The sequence below is a fragment of the Frankia gtarii genome (assembly GCF_025403375.1).
Taxonomy (GTDB): domain Bacteria; phylum Actinomycetota; class Actinomycetes; order Frankiales; family Frankiaceae; genus Frankia; species Frankia gtarii.
Map to the genome: position 1 here is coordinate 1 of NZ_JAMPTM010000171.1, position 14309 is coordinate 14309.

Genomic DNA, 14309 nt, shown 5'->3' on the forward strand with positions numbered 1-14309 from the left:
GCCCCGGCCCTGGGCCGTCGCCGCCCACTCTGCCCGCCCAGGCACCGCCCCTGCCAGAGGGATCCCGGAACCGGTCGATCGAGAACGAGACGCCGTCGCCTCCCGGCCCCGGCCCCGGTCCCGGCCCACAATCGCCACGGAGACGCGCAGCAGGCCAGGTCAGACGGCGGTGGCATCACCGGACGCAGCTTGGAGAGCACGCCCGGAGGTCTTGACGATCTCCCCGAGATCCCGGACTGCCGGCAGCTCGGGCCAGCGCGCATCCAGCTGCCGCCACATCTCTGCGGCCCGCTGCACCACTCCGCGGGTCGGCCTGCCCTCCACGGCGAGAAGAGCCTGCCGCGTCGCGTCGGCAGCGCGTTCCGGATCCGGCTCCGGGCGCCGCAGATATGTCCGGGCGAGCGCGGTGTAGTTTCCGCCGATCTGAACGTAGTGATCCGGCCCGGCGGCGATTTCCAGCTCCAGGCTGATCCTGGCATGCGGCTCGGCCTCGACGCCGTTGCCGAGATGAGCGAGCGCGATGGCAAGAAAGCTGTGGACAAATGCGGCGTCGCCTGGGTTCGGACCCGGCATGATCGCACCGTCCCAGACATGTTCCTGCATGTCGGCCAAGGTGGCGTAAGCGTCGTCGGGGCGGTGAGCGAGGACGGCAGCACGGGCTTCGCAGCCGGCGAGGATGGGGCGGGCGAACGGATGGGCGCCTTCCCGGGCCTGCGCGGCGATGTCCGCGGCCTCCCCGTAGGAGCCGCTGAAGTAGGCGACGCTGGAACGGATCGCCGCGACGGAGCCGTCCAGCAGCGAGACGTCGGAGCGACGCGGTGAACTGGCGGGTAGCAGGTCCTTCGCCTGGGCGGCGTGCTGGCTGGCGACCGTGAGAAGGCCGCGTGCCGTGTCGTCATCGCCCAGATCGAAGGCGAGGATGCCCAGGTAGAAGGCGTACTGTCCGGCGACGAGGGCGAGCCGGGCGCGGACCCGAGGGGAGACCCGGCGGTCGAGCACCTTCTCGATCTTCTGCCATTCGGGCCCCATGGCGTCCATCAGGTCACCGTGAGGGGTGACCCGGTACATGGCGGCAATTCTGTTGATCTGCGCTTCGGCCTGATCCAGGCTGAGGGGGTCGGGATCTGCCGCCGCGATGCGGCGGGAGAGGTCCGCTGCCGAGCGCACGCATGGTTGAGGCGGGTCAGAGCCCCCGCAGCCCCCACTCAGTGCGCGGGGCTCTGCCGCTTTCTGTAGCCACGGTGCAGCAACGGCCTCGGTGCGCACGGCATTGGATCAAGCGATCTGTCGGAGATCGTTTCCATAGTCGAAGATGATCCGCATCCGAGCACCCAACGCCCGGGCGTAACGGCTCAGCGTTGCGACCTCGTTCACGTCAAGATCTCCGTTCTCGATCTGACTCACCCGGCCCGGTGAGACGCCCATCAGGTCGGCCACCTGACGCTGCGTCAGGCCCAGCCGCTTCCGCTCCTCAGCAAGGTGGAAGGCGCTGGCCCATGCCTCGGTGCGCGCCCGCTCGGCAGCGAGCGCCTCGTCATCCCCGTCATGCAGTTCGGCGCGGATGTCGTCCCAGTCGTGGAACTCGGTCATGAGCCTTCCCGCCGTTTCCTCTCGAAGGCCAGCCACCCGTCGTAGGCGATCTCTGCCGCAGGGATAGCAGTCTTGTACCACCGCGACCAGTCGCCAGCCTTGTTCCCCGCGACCAACAGCACGGCCTGCGACCATGGATCGAAGACAAAGATCACTCGGATCGCGACGTCACGACCCGACCGCGGCCGCAGCTCCTTGAGGTTGCTGACCGTCGACCCCTGCAGGGTGTCGACGAGCGGACGCCCGAGCCCGGGCCCACCCTCAGCGAGCATGTCGATCGCCGCGTTGACCGACCGGTAGTTGTCCGGATCCAGCCGGCGCAGCGAACGCAGCCACTCCCGCACCTCGGACGTGGCCTTGATCGTCCACCGATGAGGCGGCGTCGCCGATATCAGTCAACTATAGCTCGAGCTAAATACGGCGCACCACGATCCCGAGCAGGTGCGACGGACCGACAGCCAAGCCGGTAGTCGAACGCGTGGACGTAGACGGGCATCAGTGGACGGATCCCACACGTGTCGGTGGACGCGGCGGAGCTCCACGACGCGCGGCCGGGTCAGGTCTGTCGGGCGTGGCCGAGCTCGCCGCTCCAGCGGCGGAACAGGGCGTGCTCGACCCCGGCGGCGTCGAGCACCCGGCCCGCGACGAAGTCGACGAGGTCGGCAGCGGTGCGCGCGCCGGCGTAGAAGCCGGGGCTGGCCGGGGCGATCACCGCTCCGGCGTCGTGCAGGGTGAGCATGTGGCGCAGCGTCGCACCCGTGTACGGCATCTCCCGCGGCACGACGATGAGGCTGCGGCCCTCCTTGAGGGTCACGTCGGCGGATCGCTGCAGCAGGTCCTTGGACAGGCCGAGGGCGATCCCGGCCAGGCAGGCGGTGCTCGCCGGGACGACGATCATGCCGCGGGTCGGGTAGGAGCCGCTGCTCGTCGGAGCGGCGAGATTGCCGGGGGCGTGCACCGCGACGAGTGTCTCCACGGCGGCGGCCGAATCGGGAACGGGGGCGCCGAGGGGGGCGGACAGCCAGCGTTCCAGCGGTTGCTGCCAGGCGGCGTCGTGCCAGGCGATGCCGGTCTCGTCGAGCAGGGTCAGCCTGGCGGCCCGCGAGAGCACCAGGTCGACGGGCAGCTCGGCGGCGAGCAGCCCGCGCAGCACTGCGGCCGCATAAGGGGTCCCGCTTGCGCCGCTCACGCCGACCACCCAGGGAACCCGCCCACCCGTCGGGGCGTCGGGGCCGCGGTGGCGGAGGTCGCTGGTGGTCACGGCGGGACTGGGCACGGCCGGCTCAGCCGGACAGGCCGCGGCTGATCAGGTCGGCGAGGGCGAAGGCGAACAGGGCGATGCCGACGAAGCCGTTCGCGGTGAGGAAGGCGCGGTTGACCCGGGAGAGGTCCTTCGGCGAGACGATCGCGTGCTCGTAGCTGAACGCCGCCGCCGTGACCGCGAGGCCGGCCCACCACCAGGCGCCGTTGTCCTCCATCAGCCCGTAGGCGACGAACAGCGCGAAGGTGACGACGTGGGTGACGGTGGAGCCGAGCAGGGCGCCGCGGATCCCGAAGCGCGCCGGCACGGACCGCACCCCGATGCGGCGGTCGATCTCGGCGTCCTGGCAGGCGTAGATGAGGTCGAAGCCGCCGATCCAGGCGCCGACCGCGAGGCCGAGCACGAACGCGGCCCACGACCAGTGGCCGGTCACCGCGATCCAGGCCCCGATCGGTGCGACGGCCTGCGCGATGCCGAGCACGGCGTGCGGGAAGTCGGTGAAGCGCTTGGCGTACGGGTAGATCACCAGGGGGGCGACGGCGACCGGGGCGAGCGCGAGGCACAGCCAGGACAGCGTGGCGGCGGCGGCGAGGAAGACGGCGAGGGCGACGACGGAGCCGACCACCGCGGTGCGCACCGACATGGCTCCGGTGACGAGCTCCCGGCCCGCCGTGCGCGGGTTGCGGGCGTCGATCGCGCGGTCGATGATCCGGTTCGCGGCCATCGCGAAGGTACGCGCGGCGACCATGGCGATGGTGACGAGTCCGAGGTCGGCCCAGTGCACCGAGCCCGACGCGGCGAACGACCCCGCCAGGGCGGCGATGTAGGCGAAGGGCAGCGCGAAGACCGAGTGCTCGATGACGACGAGCCGCAGGAACGCCCGCACGTGCCCAACCGCGTGCTCCTGGCCGCCGCCACCTCCCCCGGGCCTGGTGGCGCCGCCCGACGCGCCCGGCAGAAACGTCGCGTCACTCACCGCGGCCACCCGCGGAGAGGCAGGGAAGTGGGGTGATCAAAGGCCGTACTCCTTCCAGCGGCGGGTGACCTGGGCGCGGACGGCGTCGTCCATCACGAGCTCCTCTGGCCAGCCGCCCTCGCGGCGGTATCCCTCGGTCGGCAGCTTGCGCGTCGCGTCCACACCGACCTTGCCACCCCAGAACTGCTCGTACGAGGCGTGGTCGAGATGGTCGACGGGGCCGATGGTGGTGATCAGGTCGTGGGCGTAGTCAACGTTGCCGAACGCCCGCCAGGCCACCTCGGCGTAGTCGTGGACGTCACAGTCGGCGTCGACCACCACGATCAGCTTCGACAACGACAGCAGCCCGGCGCCCCAGACCGCGTTCATCACCTTCTGCGCATGCTTGGGGAAGCGCTTGTCGATGGAGACGATGCAGCAGTTGTGGAAGACGCCGGCCTCGGGGAGGTCGTAGTCGACGATCTCGGGGATCATCATCTTGATCAGGGGGCGGAAGATGCGTTCGGTGGCCTTGCCCATCGGCCCGTCCTCCTGCGGTGGGCGGCCGACGACGATCGTCTGGAAGATCGGATCACGCTGCATCGTCATGACGTCGACGTGCAGCGCCGGGAACGGCTCGACCGGCGTGTAGAAGCCGGTGTGGTCGCCGAAGGGGCCCTCCGGCAGCCGCGCGCCCGGCTCCAGCCAGCCCTCCAGCACGATCTGGGAGTTCGCCGGCACCCGCAGCGGAACGGACAGGCAGTCGACCATCTCCACCCGCTCGCCGCGCAGGTAGCCGGCGAACAGGTACTCGTCGATGTCGGCGGGCAGCGGCGCCGAGGCGGCGTACGTCACCGCCGGGTCGCAGCCGAACGCGATCGCCACGGGCAACCGCTCCCCGCGCCGCTCGGCGACGGCGTGGTGGGCGTTGGAGTCCTTGTGGATCTGCCAGTGCATGCCGACGGTGCGCGCGTCGTGCCGTTGCAGCCGGTACATCCCGAGGTTGCGCGCCCCGGTCTCCGGGTGGCGGGTGTGGGTGAGACCGAGGTTGAGGAAGGCGCCGCCGTCGTTCGGCCAGGCGTGCACGCCGGGCAGCCGGAACAGGTCGACGTCCGGCCCCTTGAGCACGACGTCCTGGCACGGCGCGGTGCGGACCCGCCGGGGCGGGATGGACGTGAGCGAGGCGGCCTTGCCCAGCGCGTCACGCAGCCCGGACAGGCCGGTCGGCAGCTCCGGGCGCAGCAGCGCGGCGAGCCGGTCGCCGATCTCGTCGAGGCGGTCGACCCCGAGCGCGGCAGCCATCCGGGCCTCGGTGCCGAAAACGTTGATGGCCAGCGGCATGTCCGCCCCGACGGGGGACTCGAACAGCAGCGCCGGCCCGCGCTCCCGAACCACCCGGGTCACGATCTCGGTGACCTCCAGATGGGGGTCGACGGGCACGGAGATCCGCCGTAGTTCCTTGCGCCGTTCGAGATGAGCGAGGAACGCTCGTAGATCCGCCCAGGCCATGCCTCCATCCTGGCAGCCGATGCGGCCGGCCGTCCGGCGTCCCACCGTCGGTCACCGCGGAACCCCGCGGGGTTACGCCACGCCGTGGTGGCAGTGAGCGGACGCACGCCAAGGGCGGACGATGGCGGACCGGCCGGACGCGGGCCCGGGCCGGAGGGCACACTAGGGAGACGCGGGCCGGCCATCACCGCGACATGTGCGCTCTCCGGGGAGGGCGCGGCACGTTCGTCTGCCCCGTTCGGCGTTGCCGCTGAGGGCCGGGACTACACACCCGCGGACCGATGTTCATACCCGATGTGTCGAACCGGATGTAATCGATCAAGCAGAGCGGAAGGAGCGACCAGCCTGTGCTGGGCCTCGCGCTGAGTTTCGTGTTCATCGGTATCTGGGCGTACATGATCGCCGACGTGTTCGGGACCCCGTCCGATGAAATTCGCGGTATGTCCAAACCGATTTGGATCGTGGTCGTGATTCTCTTTGGCGTGCTTGGTGCCGCTGCGTGGTACTTCTTCGGCCGACCACGAGCGCATGGTCTGGGAGCGCGCCCGCCGCGGCGGGCGGTTTCGGATCATCCTGCCTTCGGTGAGCGGTCGACCTGGGACGTCGATCGCCGTGAGGGTGGCCTGGGACGCCCCGGCTCGCGGATGGGTACCCGGCGGCCGGTCGTGCGGCCCAAGGGCCCCGACGACGATCCGGAGTTCCTCCGCGAGCTCGCGGACCGCATCCGCGGCGGCGACGCCGAGCCGCCGTCCGCACGCGGTTGACGCCGCCACACCGAACACCGGTACACCGAGCCACACCGGACAGCGAGCCACACCGGACACCGCACCGGACAGCGGACCGCACCGGACACCGGACCGCACCGCGCAGCGGGCCACGCCGCGCAGCCAGGCAACATCGCTTTCGCGTGGTCTGCTGCTGCGGTCGACGAGCTTGCGCCCCGGCCGCGAGACCACGGGCCGTGACCCGGCGGCCGGGCCCGCCCGCGGTCCCGCGGCCGCCGGGTCAGTTGCTCGCGTAGTCGCCGGTCAGACGCCCGCGTAGGAGTGCAGGCCGGTGATGACGAGGTTCACCAGGTAGTAGTCCACGAACAGCGCGGTGAACGCAACCAGGGCGATGGCGGCGGCCCGCCGGCCACGCCAGCCCGCGGTCGCCCGCGCGTGCAGGTAGGCCGCGTAGCAGACCCAGGTGATGAACGACCAGGTCTCCTTGGGGTCCCAGCCCCAGTACCGGCCCCACGCCGACTCGGCCCAGATCGCCCCGGCGATGATCGCGAAGGTCCAGATCGGGAACGCGAACGCGATGACCCGGTAGGACAGGGTGTCGAGCGCCGCCGACGACGGCAGCCGCATCACGATGCCGCCGCGGCGCTGCATCGCCCGGCTGGCGTCGGCCCGGCCGGCCGCCACGTCGGCGAGCCGGTTCTCCCAGCGCTCCTTGACCAGGAACAGCACGGTGGTCACCGCGGAGATGAGGAACACGCCGCTGGAAACGATCGCGCCGACCACGTGGATCTTCAGCCAGTACGAGTTGAGCGCGGGCACCAGCGGCCCGGGCGCGACGTAGAGAACCGTGCCGGCGAAGCCGAGATAGAGCACCACCGGCACCATGACGAAGACGCCCAGCCAGCGAACCCGCTGCCGGGTCATCAGCGCGAGGAACGTCGTGACCGCGATCAGGCAGATCATCGACGAGTACTCGTACATGTTGCCCCAGGGCACCCGGTCCGCCGCGATGCCGCGGGTGATGACCGAACTCAGGTGCAGCGCCCAGCCGACCACCGTGAACAGCACGGCGGCCCGTCCGATCCACCGGGCGCGGGTGGGTACCTCGACGTCGCCGTCGTTACCGGCGACCAGGGTGTGGGCGGCGGAGTCCCGCTGACGCACCGTCTCGATCTCGCGGGCGCGGGCGGCCGCGAGCGCGGCGGCGGCCGGATCGTCCTGGTCGATCTCGATGCTGGACCCGGCGTCCGCCGGGGCACCGGCCCCCACGAGCACGGCCGGCCGGTCAGCCGCCGTGCGGGTGGCGGGAACCTCCGCCGCCAGCTCCACGGCACCGCTGCGCGTGCCCAGGCGGCTGAACGCGAACTCGGCCGCGTAGCCGAGCATCGCCGCGGCGTATACCGCCATGCCACTACCGAACAGATGATCGGAGAGGCTGGCTATGCCCTCGTTGACCGCCATCAGTGCTCCCGTTCGCTGGCGTTCGACGCGGCGCCACCGGCTGCGGTGCCGCGCGATTCCGTAGTGCTCGGCGCCGCGGCGCCGCCTCCCGCGGCGGGCTCGCCCGGCCCTGCCGCCGACTCGGGCCCCACCGCCGGTTCGGGCTGCGCCGCCGGTTCGGGCTGCGCCGCCGGTTCCTGCCCGCTGGCCGGGCCGGTGGCCTCGCGGACGAGGGTGGTGAGCTGGCTGAGCTCAACGGCGAAGCCGTCCCCGTGTGACCGGGACAGTCCGCCGATCTCGACGACGGAACCGCCGCCGGGCGCCGGGCGCGCCCGGACCCACAGGCGGCGACGGTGCACCCGCAGGCTGGCGATCAGCCCGGCGATGATGAGCACCGCGAAGATCAACGCCTCTTCCTTGAACGGGTCGGACTTCACCTGGAAGGTGGCGAACTCCGCGACGCTGTCCGCCTCCAGGCTCAGCCCGCCGGGCAGCCCGGTCAGGGTCCGTTGCCGGGAGTTGTTCAGGGCGAGGACCTGAGCTTCGCGCGCCGGTCCGGCCGGACCGTTGAAAGTGAGCTGGTGCATGTCCCGGGTGTCGACCGTGTACACGTTCTGCGGCACGCCCTCGTTGAGGTGGAGGTTGCCGACGAAACCGGTGATGGTCAGGCCGGGCGCGCGGGCCGCCGGGAAGGTCGAGACGTAGCCCTGGGTCGGGTCGAGGTGGGTCGTCGGCGTGAACACCCCGCTGAAGGCGAGCTGCTGGGGCTCCTTGCGGGTGCCGAGTGGCGCCAGGCCGGTGTCGGGAATCTTGACCGTGCAGGTCGAGGTGAACATCCCGTCCCGCGGAGTGCAGGGCACGCTGCCCTGCCAGACCGTCCGGCGCCGGGCGTCCCGCAGGACGAAGTGCGGGGCGTACCCGTGCCCGATGAGGTAGATCTTGGCGTTGCCGAGAACCAGCGGGTGGTTCACCCGAATCGTCGACTGGCGGGTCGGTGAGTCCAGGTCGGGCGAGTAGGACACGTCCGCGCGGAAGTCCGAGGGCTCACCGTTCGGTTCATAGGCGGCGGCGAAGCGGTTCAGCGTGAGCGAGAAGGGACGCAGCTTGGCGGTGTCGACGAGCTTGCCGCCGCTGAACTGGTCGTAGGAGATGATCGTGTTGGCCATGCTGTCCCCGGTGACGACGAGCGTGGTCCCGGAGTAGCCGAACCAGGACCCGAAGCCGACCGCGGCGAGCAGCCCGACCAGGGCGACGTGGAAGACGAGGTTGCCCGTCTCGCGCAGGTAGCCCTTCTCCGCCGAGACGGAGTGGTCCGGCGAGCCGTCCGGCCGCCGCGTCCCGGTGGCGGCGACGCTGGCGCGGAACCGGCGCCGGCGCAGCGCCGCACGGGCGGCGGCCGTCGCGTCGGCCGGGGCCAGCGGGCTGGTCCACGAACTGCCGCCGGGCAGCCGGCCGGGTCGCGCCGGCGCCTTCGGCGGGGCGGTGAACAGGGCCTTGATGTGCCAGCGGATACGCGACGACAGGCAGCCGATCAGCGAGATGAACAGCAGCAGGTAGATCGCCGCGAACCAGGGGGCGGCGAAGACGTCGAAGCCCGACAGCTTGTCGAGCAGGGGCCCCAGGGTCCGGTGGCTGGACAGGTACTGATCGACCCGCATCGGGTTGATGTTGCGCTGCGGCAGCAGCGACCCGGGCACGGCGGCCAGCGCGAGCAGGAACAGCAGCAGCAGCGCCGTGCGCATGCTGGTGAGCTGCCGCCAGGAGCGGACGGCGAGCGCCAGGGCCGGATGCCGCCCGGCGGGGGTTGCCTTGGGGGCGCCCGGCCCGGCGGCGTCACGGTCCGCCGATCGGCGAGACCCCCCGGCGCGTGCCCGGCCGACGACGGGCCCGTCAGACCCCTCGGGCCCGCCGGGTCCGGGCGGCGCAAACACATCCGGCGCGACGGCGACACCGGCGTCGGCGTGCCCCTCTGGTAGGCGGCGCCCACCGGAGGAGTCCGGGTCGAACCCGACGGCTTCGTCGTCCGCGGTGCCGGCCGGATCCACGGCATCGGCCGGATCGAACTCGTCCGGGTTGCCGGAACCTGGCTTCGGCGCGAGGCCGGTGGCCGAGCCGGCGGGCTCGTGGGAACGGGTGGAGGAGGTCACAGCGGCGTCTCCGAGAAGCCGGGGGCGTAGGGCCGCAGGTTCGCGATCAGGTCGGCCCACTCCCCGGTGAGTTGGAGCACCCCGACCGCGACGAGCAGCACACCACCGGACAGGGTCAGTGCGCGCGCGTGCCGGCGCAGCAGGTGCAGGGCACCGACGGCACGCCGGAAGGCGAGCCCGACGGCGAAGAACGGCAGCCCGAGTCCGAGGCAGTACACGGCGGAGAGGAACGCGCCCCGCCCGGCCGTCGCACTCGTCACCGCCAGCCCCAGCACCGCGGACAACGTGGGGCCGAGGCAGGGAGTCCAGCCGATGCCGAACAGCACCCCGAGCACCGGCGCGCCAAGCAGGCCGGGGCGCGGCAGCCGGTGGATGCGCCACTCGCGGTTCGCCCACGACATCCGGGAGAACAGACCGGCGAACGCGAGGCCCATGACGATGGTGAACGCCCCCAGGACCTGGCTGACCCCGACCTGGTGGAGTGTCAGCCACTGCCCGAGGCCGCCGAAGGCCGCGCCGTAGGAGACGAACACCGAGGTGAACCCGAGCACGAACAGTCCGGTGCCGGCGGCGACCCGCCCGCCGACGCGCAGTCGGCGCAGCCGCGGCCGGAGACCGGCGAACCGCCCGTCGCCCCCGTCGACTCGGTCGACCCCGTCCCGCCCATCAGCGGACCCGGTCAGGCCGCCGCGGCCAACCCGCAGCGGCGCACCGGCCGGTGCCGGCAGGGGCGGCGCGGTGACCGCGACAGCCATGACCGGCTCGGGCGCGCAGGCGGCCGCCACGGGCTCGGGCGAACCGGCCGGTGCGCGAGCGGGGCGCCGCTCGCGGTCCTGGAGTTCCTCGCCGGACAGGCCGGTGATGAAGCTGAGGTAGCCGGGCACTAGGGGCAGCACGCACGGGGACAGGAAGGACAGCAGCCCGGCGGCCGCCGCGACCGGGGCGGCGAGCAGCACGGGCCCGTCCGTGACGAGCTCGACCACGCTCAACGCGGGCCCCCCGCCCCGCCCGGCCGCCGCCCGCTCACGCCTCGGCCTGCAACCGGGTCAGCACGGGCTTGAGGTCGTCGTCGGGCACGACAGGGCCGGTGAACCGGGCCGCGATCCGCCCGTTGGCGTCAAGCACGAAGGTCGATGGCAGCCCCGGGGCCACCGGCCAGCCCGCGGCGAGCGTGCCCAGCCGGTCGACGACGCTCGGGTACGGCACGCCGTTGTCGCGCACGAAGGCTTTGGCGCCCGCGGGGTCCTTCTCGTTGACGCCGAGGAACGCCACCGTCGGGTCCGTCTTGGCAAGCTGCACCAGACCGGGCGTCTCCGCCCGGCAGGGGGCGCACCACGAGGCCCAGAAGTTGACAACGACGATCTTCCCCCGCATGGACGCGACGTCGATCATGGTGCCGTCGAGATTCTTCCCAGCCAGCTTGGGCGCCGCGTGCCGGTTCCCGGCCGGGACGAAATCCTTGCCGGCGGACTGCTGGACGAAGTTGAACCCCCCGCCACCGGTCGCGTCGACCGTGCCGCCCCCGCCGGAACAGGCCACGGCGAACCCTGCCACCGCGAGCACCACCGCGGCGAGCCCGACCCGTCTCGTCCGTGTCCGCTGCCGGCGCGGCCTCGCAGCCCGGTCGCGCGCAACGCTTGCCAGCGGCGTGTCCGACCTGTCACCCAGCGCGGACCGCCGTCCCTTCTCCGCCACGCAAACCAGTATGTGCCCTGCCCCTTCCCGCCTCGCCACCCGTCTACGACCAACTGTAGAACTCAACTCAGCGTAGGCGGCGAGGCCGGCGGGCGCGCGTGGAGTTCGCCACGGCGGACAGCACTGGGCTCGGCGGCTACCAGGTGGGTACCATCCCGCCGTCGACGCGGAGGTCCGCACCGGTGATGTTCCCGCTGCGGTTCCCGGCGAGCAGGACGACGGCGGCAGCGACCTCCTCCGGCGTGCTGAACCGGCCGGTCGCGGAGCTGCCGGCCGCGGCGTCGACGACGCTCGCGGGGTCCGCGCCGGTGGCTCGCGAGACGGTGGCGGCAACGCCGTCGGACCCGAGCCACAGATCGGTGCCGACCGGGCCGGGACTGACCGTGTTGATCCGCACGCCCCGGCCACCGACCTCCCGAGCCAGCGACTTGCAGAAGTTCGCCAACGCGGCCTTCGCCGCGCAGTAGTCGATCACCGCCGGATCGGCGAGGATCGAGTTCACGGAACTGATCGTGACGATGGAACCGCTACCGGCGGCGAGCATCAAGGGTAGCGCCGCGCGGGTCGCCCGCACCGCGGCGAGCAGGTTCAGGTTGAGCGTTGCCAGCCACATCTCGTCGGTGACCGAGCCGAACCCACCGGGCCGGGCGGGCGCGGAGCCGACGTTGTTGACCAGGATGTCGACCCGCCCGCCGGCCTGCTCGACGAGCGCGGCCGGGCCGTGGGGGGTGGCCAGGTCCACCGGGTGCACGCGCACCGCGCCGGAGACCGCCAGCTCGTCGAGCGCGGGCGAACTGCGACGGGCGCCGGCCACCACCGTGGCGCCCTCGGCGACCAGGGCCTGTACCACCGCCAGGCCGATGCCCCGGCTCGCCCCCGTGACGACGGCGATCCGCCCGAGCAGTCCCATGTCCATTCCGAACCTCCATCGTCGGCAGACTGTCCGGCCGTCGTCCGTGACCGTCGGTGCCTGTGCGGGTTGTCTCGGCGCTCGCCGGCATCGCCCCCGCAGGGGGCTAGAGCCGTCGGCCGGCCCGGTCTCGGGTCGGCCGGCCGAAGGGGTGACGCTACCGCCGGGTCCCGCGCCGGGACCGGTCCCTCATCCGCGCGGCCGGTAGCACCGGACCGCGAGACGGACGGTTACCGCAACGCGACGCCCCGGCCAGGCCGCCTCAACCTGATCGCGCAGGTCCTCGGCCGTACGGTGGTGGCCGGTCGGGCCCATCAGAGCCAGGTCGACGGCCTCGTCGGGGGACAGCACAAGCGGAATGTCGAGACGTTCGAGGGCGGCCGGGGCGAACCGGTCGGCGGTCCGCTCGTCGAGTCGGTCGCCCTTGTCCGGCTGCATTCCGACCAGCCCGAGCGGGCCCCGCAGTTCGGCGAGATGGCCCGGTTCGGGGGTGACGACGATGAGCAACCCGTCCGGCCGGAGCACCCTGCGCATCTCCGCCGGGTTGCGCGGGGCGAAGACATCGAGGAGCACGCTGACGCAGCCGTCGGCGACCGGCCACGGGCCGGCGGCGTCGTAGGCGACCGCGCCGATCCGGGGGTGGGCCCGCGCGGCCCGGCGCAGCGCGTACTTCGACACGTCGACCGCGACCCCGCTCGCCCCGGCGGGCAGCGCGGCGAGCACACCGGCCAGGTGGTGGCCGGTTCCGGCCCCGATCTCGAGCACCACCGGCCCCGAACCGGCCGGGGAGCCGGGGTGGGCCGGGGAGCCAAGGTGGAAGGTCGGGCCCGGGTCCGCGTCCCGGCCCGGGTCCGCGTCCCGGCCCGGGTCCGGAGCCGACCGGGCGCCGGGCGGGCTGGCGGCCGCGATCTCGGCCAGCCGAGTGGTCAGCTGCCCGTAGTGACCGGCCCCGAGGAAGGACTGCCGCGCGGCGACCATGGCGGCGGTGTCGCCGGCGACCCGGCGGGCCCGTCCGGTCCGCAGGTTCACGTAACCGCCGCGCCCGATGTCGAAGCTGTGCCCGGCGGCGCAGCACAGAACACCGTCGTCCGCATGCAGGGCGCCGTCCCCGGGCGGGGTACCGCCGTCCCCGCGCGGGGCGCCGACGCACACCGGGCAGCGCAGGACAGGCAGCACCGCCACCAGCCCGATCCCAGCGGGCGACATGGGCGACACAGACGGCTGGGACGACACAGGCGGCTGGGACGACACAGGCGGCTGGGGTACGGGCAGCTGGGGCCGGGTTCGGCCGGTCAGGCCCCGACCGATCCGGGAGCGTTCGCGGTCGGGCCGTTCGGTTCGGCGTACTCGACCCCGATGAGGTCCCGTCCGCGGTAGACCGCGGTGGTGACACTGGCCAGACCGCACTGGCGACGGTCGGGACGGTGCCACAGGTGCAGCCCCTCCAGCGCTCGCCGAGTCGTCCACACCGGGAGCTGATGGCTGACCAGCACGACGTGCCGACCGGGATGGACGTCGCGCCACTCGGCCGCGGCAGCGAGCATCCGCTCGGCGATCTCGGTGTACGGCTCGCCCCACGACGGCCGGAACGGGTTGGCCAGCAGCCGCCACAGATGCGGGTAGCGCAGGACCGCCGGGCCCGCCTCGAACGGCTTGCCCTCGAAGGCGTTGCGGCTCTCGATCAGCCTCGGGTCGACCTCGATGGGCAGGCCGTGGGCGGCGGCGATGGGAGTGGCCGTCTGCTGGGCGCGGTCCAGGGGGCTCGCGGCCACGGCGGCGACGTCCAGCCCGGCGAGGAACTCGGCGGTCACCTTGGCCTGGCGGTGGCCGGTCTCGGACAGCCCGTATCCGGGCAGTCGGCCGTAGAGGACCTTCTCCGGGTTGAAGACCTCCCCGTGGCGGACCAGATGCACTCTTGTCAGCGGCCCCTGCTCGGCGCCGCTGCGCGGTCCCGGTCCGGTGACCCGCGGCTGGTCCGGCGAGGTGCCCCCCTGCTCGTCGTCCATCGGCTCCTGCGCCAGGCCCGTCATGACCGGCCTGCGCTGGCCGCGGCCGCGGGCGTCGGATCGGGCACGGC

Annotated in this window: 14 protein-coding genes; 1 reads left to right on the forward strand and 13 read right to left on the reverse strand. The window is 72.7% G+C overall.

Annotated features, from left to right (window positions below; translation table 11 throughout):
- Nucleotides 1–159: 159 nt before the first annotated feature.
- The 6 genes from NBZ83_RS21550 to NBZ83_RS21575 all read right to left on the reverse strand — a co-directional run bounded on the left by NBZ83_RS21550 (nt 160) and on the right by NBZ83_RS21575 (nt 5315).
- Nucleotides 160–1167 carry an XRE family transcriptional regulator gene (locus NBZ83_RS21550; protein ID WP_261575687.1) on the reverse strand — a complete coding sequence of 336 codons (1008 nt, stop codon included), beginning with the start codon at nt 1165–1167 and terminating at the stop codon, nt 160–162.
- 108 nt (nt 1168–1275) lie between these two features.
- Nucleotides 1276–1590, reverse strand: coding sequence for a transcriptional regulator (locus NBZ83_RS21555; RefSeq protein ID WP_261568791.1), 315 nt, complete (start codon nt 1588–1590; stop codon nt 1276–1278).
- Entirely contained in the window at nt 1587–1934 is a 348-nt protein-coding gene (locus tag NBZ83_RS21560) for a type II toxin-antitoxin system RelE/ParE family toxin (protein WP_261568792.1), read from the reverse strand. The genes NBZ83_RS21555 and NBZ83_RS21560 overlap by 4 nt, the downstream gene beginning before the upstream one ends.
- A gap of 212 nt (nt 1935–2146) precedes the next feature.
- On the reverse strand, nt 2147–2851 hold the full coding sequence (locus NBZ83_RS21565; protein WP_261568803.1) for a UbiX family flavin prenyltransferase: 705 nt from the start codon (nt 2849–2851) through the stop codon (nt 2147–2149).
- 22 nt (nt 2852–2873) lie between these two features.
- Complete coding sequence (gene mqnP / locus NBZ83_RS21570) at nt 2874–3827, reverse strand: menaquinone biosynthesis prenyltransferase MqnP (protein ID WP_261568793.1); 954 nt, start codon at nt 3825–3827, stop codon at nt 2874–2876.
- Nucleotides 3828–3863: 36 nt separating this feature from the next.
- Nucleotides 3864–5315 (reverse strand): menaquinone biosynthesis decarboxylase, encoded by a 1452-nt coding sequence (locus NBZ83_RS21575; RefSeq protein ID WP_261568794.1) that lies wholly within the window; start codon nt 5313–5315, stop codon nt 3864–3866.
- A gap of 347 nt (nt 5316–5662) precedes the next feature.
- Between NBZ83_RS21575 and NBZ83_RS21580 the strand changes: the two genes are divergently transcribed.
- The gene (locus NBZ83_RS21580; protein ID WP_261568795.1) at nt 5663–6079 is read left to right on the forward strand and encodes a PLD nuclease N-terminal domain-containing protein; all 417 of its coding nucleotides are present in this window, start codon (nt 5663–5665) and stop codon (nt 6077–6079) included.
- A 264-nt stretch (nt 6080–6343) separates the two neighbouring features.
- Here the strand turns inward: NBZ83_RS21580 and ccsB are convergent, their stop codons facing one another.
- The 7 genes from ccsB to NBZ83_RS21615 form a co-directional block, all read right to left on the reverse strand.
- Nucleotides 6344–7501: a c-type cytochrome biogenesis protein CcsB gene (ccsB, locus tag NBZ83_RS21585; protein ID WP_261568796.1), complete on the reverse strand. Its 1158-nt coding sequence runs from the start codon at nt 7499–7501 to the stop codon at nt 6344–6346.
- Nucleotides 7501–9627: a cytochrome c biogenesis protein ResB gene (gene resB, locus NBZ83_RS21590; protein WP_261568797.1), complete on the reverse strand. Its 2127-nt coding sequence runs from the start codon at nt 9625–9627 to the stop codon at nt 7501–7503. Before resB ends, ccsB begins: the two co-directional genes overlap by 1 nt.
- Nucleotides 9624–10616, reverse strand: a complete 993-nt coding sequence (locus tag NBZ83_RS21595; protein ID WP_261568798.1) for a cytochrome c biogenesis CcdA family protein — start codon at nt 10614–10616, stop codon at nt 9624–9626. The genes resB and NBZ83_RS21595 overlap by 4 nt, the downstream gene beginning before the upstream one ends.
- A 34-nt stretch (nt 10617–10650) precedes the next feature.
- Entirely contained in the window at nt 10651–11181 is a 531-nt protein-coding gene (locus NBZ83_RS21600; RefSeq protein ID WP_261568799.1) for a TlpA family protein disulfide reductase, read from the reverse strand.
- Nucleotides 11182–11458: 277 nt separating this feature from the next.
- Nucleotides 11459–12238 carry an SDR family NAD(P)-dependent oxidoreductase gene (locus tag NBZ83_RS21605; protein WP_261568800.1) on the reverse strand — a complete coding sequence of 260 codons (780 nt, stop codon included), beginning with the start codon at nt 12236–12238 and terminating at the stop codon, nt 11459–11461.
- Between the two features lie 183 nt (nt 12239–12421).
- Nucleotides 12422–13414: a methyltransferase domain-containing protein gene (locus NBZ83_RS21610; protein ID WP_308203360.1), complete on the reverse strand. Its 993-nt coding sequence runs from the start codon at nt 13412–13414 to the stop codon at nt 12422–12424.
- Nucleotides 13415–13524: 110 nt separating this feature from the next.
- Nucleotides 13525–14262 (reverse strand): histidine phosphatase family protein, encoded by a 738-nt coding sequence (locus tag NBZ83_RS21615; protein WP_261568804.1) that lies wholly within the window; start codon nt 14260–14262, stop codon nt 13525–13527.
- Nucleotides 14263–14309: the final 47 nt, after the last annotated feature.